Raw genomic sequence first — 15031 nt, 5'->3', positions numbered from 1 at the left:
ATCATATCAAGTCTTAGTAACGCTATGTGCAACAAGCGCAATTGCGTTTGTGCTTATCCATTTTTCCTACGCCAGGGTTGAACGTGTTCGTCGGATCAAGCCTCTTGTAGAATTGCTGCAGGGTTTGTTCTGCTTCATATAGATGCCCCACATTATGTTCTGCAGGGTATTTGGCGCCTCGAGTATCAAGTAATTCAAGCATTTGCTTTTTGACTTTTACCGGGTCTGCACCTTTTTTCAGTATGTAGTCTTGATGAAATACATGGCAAAAGAAGTGACCATAGTACAAGCGTTTTTCAATTTGGTCGTTGATAGCATCAGGTAGCGTTTCCACCCAGTCGTGATCGTTTCTTCGCAATGCAATATCTAGCGCTAAAATATCACCCACAGATTTCGATTTTACGGTTTGATAACGCACTGCTGCGCCCGCTGCCGCAAACCGGTGAAGATAAGCGCTTTGTGCCTCTTCAGCCGTACATTCAAAGTAGCCGCCTCGTTCTTCATGACCGTCAAAGTAGTCTTTAAGCAGTGTTTTTGCTTGTTCAATGCCTTCATCACCCATCTTCAGAATAAGGTGATGTTCGTATTTCTGGCGGTAATCTCGCATGCGTGCCGGAATATGGTCGGGTAGAAGTCTAGACACTAACTGCAATGCACGGTCAGAAAGGTATTTTGGCAGGAAGTTCAACTTATTTAAGTAAGCATCAATTCGTCCTTTCATGGCAAACATTTTTGGCAACTGGTCAGTGCCTAAGTGTTTAACACTTAGGAATGTATCTTTGCCGTACTCATCTGCAATGTCGAAAACGTCTCTGTGAATGTATTCTCCAACGTCAGGTAGAACGCTGAATTTACTTAACATTTCTCGCCGTAAATAGGTAAGAGTGGCGGGGTCGTTAGTGCCAATGTAAAAGCTGCATTCTTTTTCTGGTACATCAAAGGTATCTAAGCGAACGGCAAACACCGCTATTTTACCTAGCGCAACCACTGGCTTCAAACAGGCGGGTTTCATCAGCGTTGAATCGACTGGGCGTGTTTGCATCGACATCTCTAATTTTTGTTTCATAATCGCGTGCAGATGCAGGAACATCATAGCTACCTTCGTTAATACTGTAATGGCCTTGCTCAAGGTTCGAAAGTATTTCCTCTGGCGATGAGCCAAGCTCTAGCCCCAAATGATTAACTAGCTGCAGTTCGCCTTTTTCATTGACCCACGCATAAAGTGATAGCTCGGTATAGGCTAAGCCCTCGTTTAACAAGCGCGCCACCAGAATTATTAGCTACACCACCCACAATTGACGCGCCTAAACATGATGACCCAATGACTGAATGAGGCGCACGCTTCAACGGTTTTAGGGTCGTTTCCAATGTATGAAGTGTAGTACCCGGTAAGCTAATGATCTGCTTACCATCGTCCAGCACAATAAGTTTGCTCATCGCAAGCGTATTGATAACGATAATATCGCGGTCGTAGTCATTGCCACTTGGTGTTGAGCCTTCTGTAAGTCCCGTATTAGCAGCTTGCATAATGATGATGCAGTTATTGGCCACGCACACCTCTAAACAGCGCCAATAGCTAACAAGGTCTTGCGGAAAAATAACAGCAAGTGCGCTGCCGCCACCTGAACGCCAACCCGTACGATAGTGTTCTGTCTGCCTGTCTCCAATAGCCACGTTATCAGCCCCCAAAATGCTAATGAAGTCCTTTACAGCAGGGTGTGAGTGCATGTGCTTCGATCTCCAACTTCCTTATATGTAGACAAGGAATGTACGTTTACTGCTATGAATAGCTGTGTTGATAATCTGGCTCAACAATGTTGAGCGTTAAGGGCACTACTATGCCTGTCTTGACAGCGCAGTATCAAGTCATCGCAGTATTTTCTGCATGTGTTTCAATCTAACAGTAACCAATCGAATGTCGTGTTGTCTTCTACTCAATAGATGCAAGAAATAGTGCCTTGAGCACATTTCTTTATTGCAAAATTATTTGAATTTGCAATTCGCAAATCGAAAATTGCATCACTCCAGAATGATAAAAAACAAAACAAAAGATCGATTTCATTTAATTTTTTAAATTCGTAATTCTTTGTTATATATGGGATAAAAATTTATTTTGAATGTTTTTTGCTCTTATCCATCTGGCTGGCATACAACTTGAAATCTCTGTAATCACTTATCCTTGATTGCGAGTAGTCCGATGAATAAACAATTTAAGCCAGCAGTTGCAATGTTATTTGCATTCTCATCTTGTCAGGTAGCGGCCGATGCATTTGATAGCTGTCCTTCACAAGCTTTTTTAATGCAAGACACCACAGCGCAGCTGTACGGTGTTAATTTAGTTACCGGAAACGTTGATTTACTCTCGAGTAATCTTGGTACAAATAATCGTATCAATGGTTTCGGTTTCAGCAAACACGATAGATTCCTTTATGGCTGGGGCTATCAGCATAACACTATCGTAAAAATCGGTAACGACTATCAAATTGAACCGCTAGCGGTGAAAAACAAGCCTGGTGCAAACTTTTTTGTGGGCGATGTAGCGCTTTCAGAAAATGCCTATTATCTGTATAAGAAGGGTAGCCAGTATGGGTTGTATCGCGTGTCACTTGATGAAAATGATGCCGATTATTTAGATATGCAGCGCGTCATCGATGGCGGTTCGCTGTCGCTTCTCATCTACGACTTGGCATTTCATCCAACCGATGGCTACGCATACACCGTTGATAAATACGGTGACCTATACCGCATTGATGTCAGCAATGGCAGTAAATCAAAAGTGAGCAATGTTGGTCAACGCGGTACTTTCGGTGCGGTTTACTTTGACCTAAACGGTACTTTTTATATCAGCCGGAACCAAGACGGCAATATCTTTCGAATCAATGTTGATGGCAGCAATCCTAAAGCAGAGTTGTTTGCTTATGGTCCAAGCTCTGGTAACAACGACGGTGCACGCTGCGCATTGGCTCCTATTGTAGATGAGTCGGCTCCTGCGACTACTGATTTCGGTGATGCGCCAGATTCGTACTTAACGTCGTTAGCAAACAACGGTGCGAGACACGGCATTGTCGACGGTATTCATCTAGGTAGCACGATTGATGGTGAATACGACGCACATGTTGCGCCATTCACTGATGAGCAATCAAACGGTGATGAAGATGGTGTCAACTTCATAACTGCTTTTGAAGCGGGCCTTGAAAGTTTCATGCAAGTGACGGTTGAGGGCGACGGTTTTCTTAGCATGTGGGTAGATTGGGACCAGGACGGAACGTTTGATGACTCAGAACAGCTTATAGTTGATAAGAGCTTGAAAACAGGAACTCACTTCATTTTCGAAGAAACGCCAATAGACGTAACCTCAGGTGTTACATGGGCACGCGTTCGTTACACGACTACCAGTGGTGTAGGACCTAATGGCGGTGTAACTGACGGTGAAGTAGAAGATTACCAAGTTGCGGTGGTGAATCCTGGCAACAGTCTTGTAAACAATACGCCGTATTTCTTGGCATACGAGGACAATTGGCCTGAAACGGGTGACTATGACTTTAATGACGTTGTTATTCGATTGAATTCGTCAATGATTGTCTCTGAAGAAAATCACGTTAAGAAGCTCAGCATGTCTGGTGAGCTAACCGCGATGGGCGCCTCTTACAACAACGGTTTTGCAATTCAGCTTGAAGGTATCACAAATGAAGATATCGACAGCGACACCATTCGTTTCAAAATCAATGGCGCAGATGCAAAAGCGCCGCTGCTAGAAACTGGAACAGAATATGCGGTATTAAAAGTAAGTGAGGATCTTTGGAAATACGTTACTGCAGGTGGTTGCTGGTTCTATAAAACCGAGGAAGGCTGTACCTCTCAACACGAATTTAAGTTTTCTATTTCGCTTCAATTCACTCGAGACGTAAGTGTAGACAACTTCCCGCAAGCACCTTACAAGCCGTTCATCTTTGCAACGCCAGGTACTGAGCACGGTGATGTATTTGCGAAAAATCCGGGAAGAGGGTTAGAAATTCACCTTAAGAACAAGACGCCAACCGCACTTGCAGATACAAGCTACTTCGGTCTAGCAGAGGACGCGTCTACATTGAGCTCTGGCGCTACTTACCAAACAGAAAATGGCTTACCGTGGGCAATTGCAATCAATGCGAGCACATACAATAACTGGCTACATCCTCAAGAATATGTGGATATTTTAAAGGCCTATCCTAAGTTTTCAGATTTTGTGAACTCGAACGGCGAAACAAGTAAGTCGTGGTTCAAGAAAGAAAACGCAGATTTAACTAAAGTTTATTCTTACTAAGGAGCTACCAATGAAACATTTATTACTTATCCCAGCAGTTGTAATGTTAGTAGCGTGTGGTGGCGGTGGTAGTGATAGCAGTTCTACCACATCAAGCAGCAGTACAGGGCAGGCAACACCGCCAGCCAGTACACAACCAACAACTACGACGCCACCACCGTCGACAACGCCGCCATCTACGACACCAGAGCCAGTAGATGTACCAGAGGAAACAGCGGATCTTGTGAGTGATGAAGCATTTGATTTTGTTGGTAAGAATAATCTAACACTTGCCTTAAACAACAATGCAGATGGTCAAAGAGTGTATCTAAACGTGTGTAATGACTTTTCGACAGTCAACGGTAAAGTTAAGGTGGATTATAACACGTGCCAATTGCGTACCACGCTTCCAGCAGGCAGTGTTGAGTACAATTTAACAATAGGCGGTGACGTTGAGCGTTTGGTAGCACAGGTATGGATTGTTGAAGATGGCGCTGAACCAATGAATTATTATTGGTCAGCATCTCAAAACAGCAACAATTGGTCTATCGTAGTTAACTAATATTTACTTAAATAAAAAGCGCTTGCGACTATGTCGCAGGCGCTTTTTTTATGGGGATTACTTGACAATAAAACCCACTAGTTTGGGGTGTTATCGTTTTTCATTAGCCACGCATAGGCTGTAGTAAAAGCGGGCTCTTGAAATTGCTTTAAACCTGTTTCAGAAAAGGGAACGGCTAAAGGGTTTCTGCGCAGCGACTCTTTTATTTCAGTAGGGCCAAATACAACAACGTCCAACCCCTCAATAAGCTCAATGGCTGCTTCAAGTTTAAAACCAATGGCGCTGCCAGCAAACTTACCTTTACTTTGGCGCTGACGAATAATGACCGCATCGACTTTGTAGTCGGCTGCTAACTTTGCAAACGTACTTTGAAAACCTTTTAACCCTTTTGCGCTCGTGTCTGCTAAGGTCAGCTTAGCGCGATCTGCAGTCAGGAATATGGAATACACCATCTACTAACGACAAAAGACAAAGGGTTGCATCGTTACTTTTTAAATCTATGCCAAAGACTTTCATTCTTTTTCCTTTAAATATTTGCGTGCAAGTATAGCGTTTTTCCCACTAGATATAGAGCGTATTGTAGCGTTATCAGCAAGTAGTGGCTTCTTAGCACCAAATTACGCAAGTATTCATCGCATAAAAAGCCTAGTTGCCCTCATCGAACCATGATTTTTGTGTTTTACAATGTGGCCTCTGATAGGGTAACCCATAGCATCGTATTCACATTCTTGGGTTAATGGAGCCAACATTGAAAAACGTTATAGCAAGGATTCTGACAGTTATCGCGATTGTTGGAGTAAGCAGTGGAAATGCTGATGAAACCCATGATGTTTATCAAAAGACAGGGGCGATTGGTCTACCCGAAATTCAATCTTTTAAAGTAGAGGCTGCGTCGCTTAAACAAACAAGGGATTTGCTTGTTTCACTGCCCTCAGCGTATATAGAGTCGGGCTCTCGCTTGAAATATCCTGTGATCTTCGTATTAGACGCAGAGCTGATGTTTTACCCCATTGCAGGCCAAGTATATTTTCAGGGCATGAACAGCCAGATGCCTGAAGCTATTGTGGTAGGTATTCCCAACTTACAGGGGAAAAGGCGAGATATTACCCCAACCCCTTTGAATCGAAATGGCGAGCCACTGTGGTTTGGAGGAAAGCATGAACAATATCTTCAATTTATACAAAATGATGTTATCCCCTTTATAGAAAAAAAGTTTAACGTTGCTAACTACAGAGTTCTCGTTGGTCTATCACCTACAGGTCAGTTTGTATTGCACAGCGCATGGGCCGCCCCGGATTTGTTTAATGCTCACATAGCGATAAACACCGCTGATTTCAAAGCCGTCGGGTATGATAACAACAGCGCATTAGATAAAATTGCTACAGCTGTAGAACTTAACCCACAACAAAAACGTCATTTGTATATATCAATGCCACAATCTGGTGGTGGACTGAACCCTCGTATTGTAGAGGGATACAAAAAATTTGAATCAGCACTTAACTCTGTAGATAGCCATAATATGGAGTATAAACAGGAGTTTACTGAGAATAATGGATACGCCGCAGTATTGCCCGCCGTGACTTCTGCACTGCACTTTATTTTTCCTCCAGAGCTATGGGACCCTAGCTACCGTGACTTTATGAGCGAAGAGCCTGGTCAAACTCTTCAAAACATTAAAAGTTACTATAAATCGATGAGTGACAAATACGGTTTTGAGGCTATTCCGAAAGGGGAGCGATATTACAATCGCAACCGACTTAAAAGGATAGGCTATGTAATGCTTGAGCAGAAGCGAACCGAAGAAGCTATCGAGATATTTGAATATTGGTGCTCATTATATCCTTATTCATCAAATGCTTTTGACAGCTTAGCTGATGCGCTGACTAGAAAAGGTGATTCAAAAAAAGCGTCTCAAATGAGGCAAAAAGCAAAAGCGCTAGCGGTGCAAAATGAAGATTACAGGCTTGAATTGTTTTAGATACTGTTTGCGATAACATAATGGTAATACAATCATTAAGGCTGGGGGAAGTGATTTTCCTTCAGGCACAAAAAAACCGACTTTCGTCGGTTTTTGTATATCTTCGTAATTGGTATTGAAGATATGGTACCAGAGGCCGGACTTGAACCTAAGACACCCGCAAAGGCGGCGGATTTTGAATCCGCTGCGTCTACCAATTCCGCCACTCTGGCTTCGATAGATGTGCTATCAATGTGCGTTGCATTATAGCGATGTCGCTTGAGGGTACAAGCTTTTTTTGCGTAAAAATGACAGTATCTTAACTGACTGAATAATTCTTAATCACCTGATTCATTTATGGTTGCTTGTAGATTGCCGTTAATGTGGCAAACTACGCACCATTGTATTTTTACCTGGGTTAAGCATGGCCAGAGATAGAAAAAAGAAAGCCGCACGCGCTAGCAACGCTGAAGCAAAGGCTGTCGACGATAATGTTCAAACGGCGCCGCAAATGGAACGAGCGAGTTTTTTCCGAAGATTATTAGCAATGGTCTACGACACATTGGTTGCTGTAGCGGTAGGAATGTGTGTAGCCATGGTCATGATAGTAACGCTTGTGGTTATGCTGAAAAATGGCGTGCTTGATCTTCAAGGGTTTGCAGAGCCTGCTGACCTAATTCAGGCATCCTTTGGATACAAGCTACTGATTCAAAGCTGGGTAGGGCTATGGATTGCTGGTTTCTTTTTGTGGTTCTGGAAGCGCGGAGGCCAAACGTTGGGTATGCGTGCATGGCGACTTCGCATATTTAGCACGGTCGATGAGCCTGTTACGTGGCCACGACTGCTGATACGTTTAGTTGGGTCGTTATGCGGCTTGGGAACGCTTTTGGTGTTGTTTGATTTCAAGCATAAGCAATCACTGCAAGACCGCCTAGCAAAGACTGAGGTGTTGAAGCTCACCAAAGAAGCGAACGATCACAAAAGTTGGTAACTTGCTTTTGCTTGCTTAGGCGCGTTTTAGCGCCTTAGCATTATCGCCGCAATGGCAGCAAACAATAAGCTGGGTAGTAGTGCGCCAAGGAAGGGTGGCAGTTGATACACCAAGCTCATAAGCCCAAACACTTCATTTAATATAAAGAACCCAAAGCCAGTTAATACGCCCATTATTACGCGTGCGCCCATTGTAACACTGCGTAACGGGCCGAAAATAAACGACAGGGCCATTAATAACATCACACCGACAGACATAGGTTGTAATATTTTCCGCCACAAAGCTAACTCATAGCGAGAGGGGTCTTGCTGATTGTTCTCTAGATAATTCACATAGTCGAGTAACCCTGTAATCGACAATGCCTCAGGTTTCACTGCAACGATACCTAACTTGTCAGGTGTTAACGTTGAGTTCCAGCGCATGCGCTCCTCAGTTTCGAGACTAACTTGTGTTTGAGAAAACTGGGTTATTCCTACGTCACCTAACCACCATCCGTTGCCATCAAACTCGCCAGTTTTAGCGTAGGTAATACTCTGCAAAGACAAGTCATCATTAAAGTTAAAGATACTTATGTCCTTGAGTGAGTCTTGACTTAGTACTTGCCCGATACTAACGAAGCGTTCTCCATCTTTGGCCCATACGAGCTTGTCAGATGAGAATAGACTGCCGCCTGAAATCGCTTCGGTTCTGATTTGCTTCGCTTTGGTTTCGCTAAAAGGTGTCACCCATTCGCCAACAGCCATGACTAAGAAAATCATTAGAAGGGTAGATTTCATGGCTGAGTTAATGATGTTCCAACGGCTAAGCCCAGCCGCCTGCATTACCACAAGTTCACTATTGCTGGCGAGTACTCCCATGCCGATCAAACCACCCAATAGGGTCGCCATAGGGAAGAACTGTTCTAAGTCGCGGGGTAGGCTCAATAAGACATAAACAAAGGCCACTACCATGTCATAGTCGCCTTCGCCAATTTTACGAAGTTGTTCAACAAATTTGATAAGCGCGCTCAAGCCAATCAAGACGCTTAATGTGACGGTAATCGTACCAAGTAGTGTTCGTGCAATGTATAAGTCGAGAATTTTAAACATTTACTTTTTCCCTGATATCCATGCACGGAATTGAGTTCCGCTTTTTCTATCACGCGCTATTAGCGTTATGCCAATAATGAGCATAATGGTATGCACCCACCAAAGCCCTAATTGCGCAGGCATCTTACCGTCTTCCAATACGCGTCTGCTGGCCAATAACAAAAGGAAATACCCTAAGTAAAGCAGGATAGCTGGGAACATTTTTCCAAATCGCCCCTGACGAGGATCAACGGCGCTTAACGGCACTGCTATCAACACTAAAAACGGTATGGACAGTGGAATAGCAATACGCCATTGAAGCTCAGCGCGGGCTTCAATACTGTCATCTTCCCACAAGTCACTGGTGGGCAAAACGCTTACTTTTTTACGGCTTTCCTCGGCAGGTTTATCCGCAATCTGAATTTGATATTCGTCGAATTCAACCTTGCGATAAGCCATTTCAGTCTGGTTGCCCTCATATTGGACACCTTGTTTAAGCACGAGGTTACGAGTTCCGTCAGGGTTATTTGCCACTTCGCCGGTTTGCGCGTAAACCACACGTACTTCACCTTCTTCACCTTCCGCCTGATTTTGAGACAGGAATACGCGTAGAAGTTGGTCTTCGTTGTCAGTATCTGTGCCTACGTCGTGAACAAATATAACAGCCTTTTCATTATCGGTTTGTTGAAAGCGCCCCGGCATAAGCGCGGATATCCCCGCTTCGCTGCGTGCTTTTTCGCGCAGTTGATACTCACTTTCGGCCGCAAGTGGTGCAAAGTAAAGTGTAATAGCGCCCGTCGCAATCATAATGAGCACGGATAAGAACAGCATGACACGCGTGACATACCATTCACTGATACCGCAGGCCCGCATAACGGTCATTTCGCTATCTACATACAAGCGACCATGAGCCAACATAATGCCCAGATAAGCGCTAATAGGCAGTACCAATGAAGAAAGTATTGGGGCGTATAGCCCTAAAAAGCCTAAAACCAGGCCTGCGGGTATATCACCGTCAGAGGCGTCGCCTAAAACGCGCACGAATCTCAAGGTGACAAAAATTGCCATTAAGATGAAGAAAATCGCTAACTGAGATTTCAGCGTTTCCTTAAGTAAATAGCGGAATATCAGCATCTCAGTCCTTCCGGAAAATAAGGAATTTTAGTGAAAGAATGCACAATTTTGTTTAAACTTACCGTTTTTACAAGTTTTGCCTGCAATCATAAACCGTTTGCATGGTGTTTTGACGCAAAAATAGCCTATATTCCATAGGGCGTTGCGTGTATTGCAGCGTACTCAATAGTTATGCTGTGTATTAAAACATAAAGCAGCGCGAAACGTTACGTGATTTTAGTCATCGTGCAAACCATAAACGACGAAAAGCGAGGTGATATCGTGGAGTTTAGTGTAAAAAGTGGCAGTCCAGAAAAACAACGCAGTGCATGTATTGTTGTGGGTGTCTTTGAGCCGCGCCGCCTAACGGCAGTGGCTGAACAGCTAGACGAAATCAGTGAAGGTTACATCAGCAACTTGCTACGCCGCGGCGATTTAGAAGGCAAAGCAGGTCAAATGTTGCTTTTACACAATGTGCCAAATGTACTGAGCGAGCGAGTCCTTCTTGTCGGTTGTGGTAAAGAGCGCGAACTAGACGAGCGCCAGTACAAGAACATCATCGCCAAAACTATTCAAACGCTGAACGAAACGGGTTCAATGGAAGCAGTGTGCTTCTTAACTGAATTACACGTTAAAGGTCGCGATACGTATTGGAAAGTGCGCCAAGCAGTAGAAGCGACTGAAGATACGCTTTATACCTTCATGCAGCTTAAAACCAAAAAAGGTGAGCCTCGTCGTCCTCTGCGTAAAATCGTATTTAATGTACCCACTCGCCGTGAACTAACGGTAGGAGAGCGTGCTGTTGAGCATGGTCTTGCTGTATCTCGCGGTGCAAAAGTAACCAAAGATGTGGCAAACATGCCGCCAAACATCTGTAATCCAGAATATCTGTGGCAACAAGCGCAAGAATTGGCAAGCCAATACGACAGCGTCACTGCTGAGGTGGTTGATGAAACCCAAATGGCTGAGCTTGGCATGCAGGCGTATCTAGCGGTTGGTCGTGGTTCTGACAACGAAAGCATGATGAGTATTATGCACCATCGTGGTGGCCCTGCTGATCAAGCGCCTATTGTCCTTGTAGGTAAAGGTCTGACGTTCGATTCAGGTGGTATTTCAATTAAGCCTGGCGAAGCCATGGATGAAATGAAATACGACATGGGTGGTGCAGCCGGTGTACTTGGTACCATGCATACCATTGCGGCGTTGAATTTGCCGATTAACGTTATTGGCGTACTTGCTGGCTGTGAAAACATGCCAGACGGCAAGTCTTATCGTCCGGGCGATATTTTAACGACAATGTCGGGTCAAACAGTTGAAGTGTTAAACACGGATGCCGAAGGCCGTTTAGTGCTGTGTGATGCGCTAACTTACGTTGAGCGTTTTGAGCCAGAGTTGGTAATAGATGTAGCAACCCTTACGGGGGCGGCCATTATCGCGCTTGGTCATCATGCAACAGCGGTAATGAGTACACACAACCCGCTAGCACACGAGCTACTTAATGCATCAGAGCAAAGTTCAGATCGCGCATGGCGTTTACCGCTATGGGACGACTATCAAGAGCAGCTTGAAAGTCCGTTTGCTGACATGACAAACCTAGGCGGTCGTCCTGCTGGTTCAATTACGGCTGGTTGTTTCTTGTCGCGCTTTACTAAAAAGTACAACTGGGCGCACCTTGATATTGCTGGAACAGCATGGCGCAGTGGCAAGAACAAAGGCGCAACGGGCCGTCCAGTGCCTATGCTGTCTCAGTTCTTGATGAACCGCGCTGACATTAAGTTAGAGGACTAATTATTCATGCCACAGGTTATTTTTTATCAACTTACCAGTAGCGACAACGGTGTGGCAGGCCGCGCCAGTGAAGTGATTGCATCGGCATACGCTAATAAACAAAAAATTAGCGTGTTGTGCGACACTCAGGCGCAGGCTGAGCAGGTTGATGAATTGTTGTGGCAGCTACCGTCAGACCGTTTTGTTCCTCATAACCTTCATGGTGAAGGTCCACAAACGGGAACGCCGGTAGAAATTTGTTGGCAACCGCAACAGGTAGCCAGACGACAAATGGTGGTAAACGTGGGCTCTGGCATGGTGCCTTCGCCCAACCAACATCGCCAAATTATTGATTTTGTACCCGTGGATGAAAACGCTAAGCAAGCGGCACGGGTAAGATATAAAAACTATCAGCAAGCTGGTTGCAATATGCAGTTTAAATCTGCATAAGTTTTGCGCATCTAGTTTCAATTTGAGAGTAAGTAATGGATAAAACCTTTGAACCGCAGTCCATCGAGCAGCAATGCTATAAATCATGGGAAGATGCGGGTTTATTTAAAGCTTCAGGCAGTGGCGACCCATATTGTATTTTGCTTCCGCCACCCAACGTAACGGGTAGCCTTCACATGGGCCATGGTTTCCAACAAACCATTATGGATGCCCTTACTCGTTATCACCGCATGAAAGGTGACAACACGCTTTGGCAAGTGGGTACAGACCATGCGGGTATCGCAACACAAATGGTGGTTGAGCGTCAACTTAACGCACAGGGTAAGACTCGCCACGATTTAGGTCGCGAAGACTTCATTAAAAAAGTGTGGGAATGGAAAGAGCACAGCGGCGGTACTATCACCTACCAAATGCGCCGTTTAGGTACGTCACCTGACTGGTCGCGCGAAGTGTTCACCATGGACGAAGACCTGTCTAAAGCAGTGACAGAAGTATTCGTGAAATTGCACGAAGAAGGCCTTATTTACCGCGGTAAGCGTTTGGTAAACTGGGACCCGGTGCTTCACACTGCGGTATCAGACCTAGAAGTACTGAACGAAGAAGAAGACGGCCACATGTGGCACATGCGCTATCCGCTAGCGGATGGCAGCGGTGAGCTAGTGGTAGCGACTACCCGCCCTGAGACTATGCTAGGTGACACAGCGGTTGCAGTACACCCAGATGACGAGCGCTATCAAGACTTCATCGGCAAAGAAATTAAGTTGCCTATTACTGGCCGTTTAATTCCGGTGATTGCTGATGACTATGTAGATCAAGAATTTGGTACAGGCTGCGTTAAAATTACGCCAGCCCACGACTTCAACGACTACGACATGGGTAAGCGTCACAACCTACCTATGATCAATATTCTTACCGACGATGCGAAAATTAACGATGATGCGCCAGAAGCATACCGAGGTTTAGATCGCTTCGACGCACGTAAGCAAATTGTTGCAGACCTAGAAGCGCAAGGCTCGTTGGTTAAGATTGAACCACATAAGCTAAAAGTGCCGCGCGGCGACAGAACCGGTGCAGTCATCGAGCCATACCTAACTGATCAATGGTATGTTGCCGTTGAGTCTCTTGCAAAGCCTGCTATTGAAGCGGTGGAAAGTGGCGAAATTCGCTTTGTGCCAGAGAATTGGAACAAAACGTACTATCAGTGGATGCACAACATTCAAGATTGGTGTATTTCGCGTCAGCTGTGGTGGGGACACCGTATTCCTGCGTGGTACGACGAAAACGGTAACGTTTTTGTTGGCCGAACCGAAGAAGAAGTACGTGAAAAGCATGGCCTTGGTAGTAACGTTTCTCTTTCACAAGATGACGACGTTCTTGATACATGGTTCTCAAGTGCACTTTGGCCATTCGCAACCATGGGCTGGCCAGAAGAAACGCCAGATCTTGAAACGTTTGTTCCGTCTTCAGTACTGGTAACTGGTTTTGACATCATCTTCTTCTGGGTTGCCAGAATGATCATGATGACCAAGAAATTTACTGGCAAGATCCCGTTTAAAGATATTTATATTACCGACCTTATCCGCGATGAGAACGGCGACAAAATGTCAAAATCGAAGGGCAACGTGCTTGACCCAATTGATTTGATCGACGGTATCGATATTGAGTCGCTCGTGACTAAGCGCACCGCGGGTATGATGCAGCCGCAGCTTGCTGAAAAAATTGCTAAGCGTACTCGCAAGCAATTTCCTGATGGTATTCAAGCCTACGGTACCGACGCATTACGCTTTACCTTTGCCGCGATGGCGTCAACCAGTCGTGATATCAACTTTGATATGGCCCGTGTTGAAGGCTACCGTAACTTCTGTAACAAAATTTGGAATGCATCGCGTTTCGTATTAATGAACACAGAAGAGCACGATACAGGTCGTGACGGCGGCGAGATGGTACTTAGTTTGGCCGATCGCTGGATTTGGGCGAAGTTCCAACAAACGCTGGTGGAGTTTGAAAAGGCTCTTGAAGATTACCGTTTTGATATTGCAGCGCAAACGGTTTATGAATTTACGTGGAACCAGTTCTGTGACTGGTATTTAGAGCTTACTAAACCAGTGCTTAACAATGACGCTAGTACTGAAGCTGAAAAGCGCGGTACGCGTCATACGTTAATCAACGTGCTTGAAAGCCTGCTTCGCTTATTGCACCCGCTTATGCCATTTATCACCGACACTATTTGGCAGCGTGTTGTGCCGTTAAGTGCGCTTGAAGTAGAAGAGGGCGCTAGCATTATGGTTCAGGCATTCCCTGAAGTTGATGCTGCGAAGCAAGACGATAAAGTGCTTGCCGACATAGAGTGGGTGAAGAAGTTTATCGTGGGTATTCGTAATATCCGTGGTGAAATGGATATCTCTCCAAACAAACCACTTAATGCGTTACTTAAGAACGTGAGCGACGAGGATGCTCGCCGCCTTGATGCCGCTAAAGCGTTCCTGGATAAGCTATCTAAACTTGAAACCGTAACGGTATTGAAAGACGGTGAAGAAGCGCCAGCCAGTGCAACCGCGCTTGTGGGTGAAATGGAAATTCTTATCCCAATGGCTGGGCTTATCGACAAAGACGCAGAGCTTGCTCGTATTACCAAAGCCATGGAGAAAATCGAGAAAGACGTATCTCGTACTCGTGGTAAATTAGGTAACGAAAAGTTCGTTAGCAACGCACCAGAAGCAGTTATCGAAAAAGAACGCGCTAAGTTAGAAGAAGGCGAAAAAGCCCTAGCTAAACTTAAGGAGCAGTTCGAGACTATTCAGGCGCTGTAACGTTTGGCAACTGTGCTATTTACTTGATTTAA

Annotated in this window: 9 protein-coding genes, 1 tRNA gene and 2 pseudogenes; 7 read left to right on the top strand and 5 right to left on the bottom strand. The window is 45.0% G+C overall.

Features of this window, described 5'->3' with window-relative positions; translation table 11 throughout:
• Positions 1 to 22: 22 nt before the first annotated feature.
• A pseudogene (dld, locus tag V6N89_RS17300) lies at positions 23 to 1728 on the bottom strand (D-lactate dehydrogenase).
• A 469-nt stretch (positions 1729 to 2197) separates the two neighbouring features.
• Between dld and V6N89_RS17295 the strand changes: the two are divergent.
• Both V6N89_RS17295 and V6N89_RS17290 read left to right on the top strand, forming a co-directional pair.
• Positions 2198 to 4303 carry an LruC domain-containing protein gene (locus V6N89_RS17295; protein WP_338518656.1) on the top strand — a complete coding sequence of 702 codons (2106 nt, stop codon included), beginning with the start codon at positions 2198 to 2200 and terminating at the stop codon, positions 4301 to 4303.
• Between the two features lie 10 nt (positions 4304 to 4313).
• Positions 4314 to 4844, top strand: coding sequence for a hypothetical protein (locus V6N89_RS17290; RefSeq protein ID WP_338518655.1), 531 nt, complete (start codon positions 4314 to 4316; stop codon positions 4842 to 4844).
• A gap of 77 nt (positions 4845 to 4921) precedes the next feature.
• Here the strand turns inward: V6N89_RS17290 and V6N89_RS17285 are convergent.
• Positions 4922 to 5360 (bottom strand): annotated as a pseudogene (locus V6N89_RS17285) (DUF3010 family protein).
• A gap of 232 nt (positions 5361 to 5592) precedes the next feature.
• On the opposite strand from V6N89_RS17285, the gene V6N89_RS17280 reads away from it, so the two are divergent.
• Positions 5593 to 6822, top strand: coding sequence for an alpha/beta hydrolase-fold protein (locus V6N89_RS17280; RefSeq protein WP_338518654.1), 1230 nt, complete (start codon positions 5593 to 5595; stop codon positions 6820 to 6822).
• Between the two features lie 124 nt (positions 6823 to 6946).
• Here the strand turns inward: V6N89_RS17280 and V6N89_RS17275 are convergent.
• A tRNA-Leu gene (locus tag V6N89_RS17275) sits at positions 6947 to 7034 on the bottom strand.
• Between the two features lie 278 nt (positions 7035 to 7312).
• On the opposite strand from V6N89_RS17275, the gene V6N89_RS17270 reads away from it, so the two are divergent.
• Entirely contained in the window at positions 7313 to 7792 is a 480-nt protein-coding gene (locus V6N89_RS17270) for an RDD family protein (protein ID WP_431189810.1), read from the top strand.
• 26 nt (positions 7793 to 7818) lie between these two features.
• On the opposite strand, the gene lptG is transcribed toward V6N89_RS17270, so the two are convergent.
• Both lptG and lptF read right to left on the bottom strand, forming a co-directional pair.
• Positions 7819 to 8880: an LPS export ABC transporter permease LptG gene (gene lptG, locus V6N89_RS17265; protein WP_346993020.1), complete on the bottom strand. Its 1062-nt coding sequence runs from the start codon at positions 8878 to 8880 to the stop codon at positions 7819 to 7821.
• A complete protein-coding gene (gene lptF, locus V6N89_RS17260; RefSeq protein WP_346993019.1) occupies positions 8881 to 9993 on the bottom strand; it encodes an LPS export ABC transporter permease LptF in 1113 nt (370 codons plus the stop codon).
• Positions 9994 to 10254: 261 nt separating this feature from the next.
• Between lptF and pepA the strand changes: the two genes are divergently transcribed.
• From pepA to V6N89_RS17245, 3 genes are read left to right on the top strand one after another with little or no spacing between them, the layout of a single operon-like run.
• Positions 10255 to 11760 (top strand): leucyl aminopeptidase, encoded by a 1506-nt coding sequence (pepA, locus tag V6N89_RS17255; protein WP_159626508.1) that lies wholly within the window; start codon positions 10255 to 10257, stop codon positions 11758 to 11760.
• A gap of 6 nt (positions 11761 to 11766) precedes the next feature.
• Positions 11767 to 12189, top strand: a complete 423-nt coding sequence (locus tag V6N89_RS17250; RefSeq protein ID WP_202262374.1) for a DNA polymerase III subunit chi — start codon at positions 11767 to 11769, stop codon at positions 12187 to 12189.
• A gap of 35 nt (positions 12190 to 12224) precedes the next feature.
• Positions 12225 to 14999, top strand: a complete 2775-nt coding sequence (locus V6N89_RS17245) for a valine--tRNA ligase (RefSeq protein WP_346993018.1) — start codon at positions 12225 to 12227, stop codon at positions 14997 to 14999.
• Positions 15000 to 15031 lie beyond the last annotated feature (32 nt).

Origin of the sequence: Alteromonas gracilis (assembly GCF_036870955.2) — a bacterium.
GTDB lineage: Bacteria > Pseudomonadota > Gammaproteobacteria > Enterobacterales > Alteromonadaceae > Alteromonas > Alteromonas gracilis_A.
Note: the sequence above shows the minus strand (reverse complement) of the source record. Positions and strands in the feature narration are given on the sequence as shown.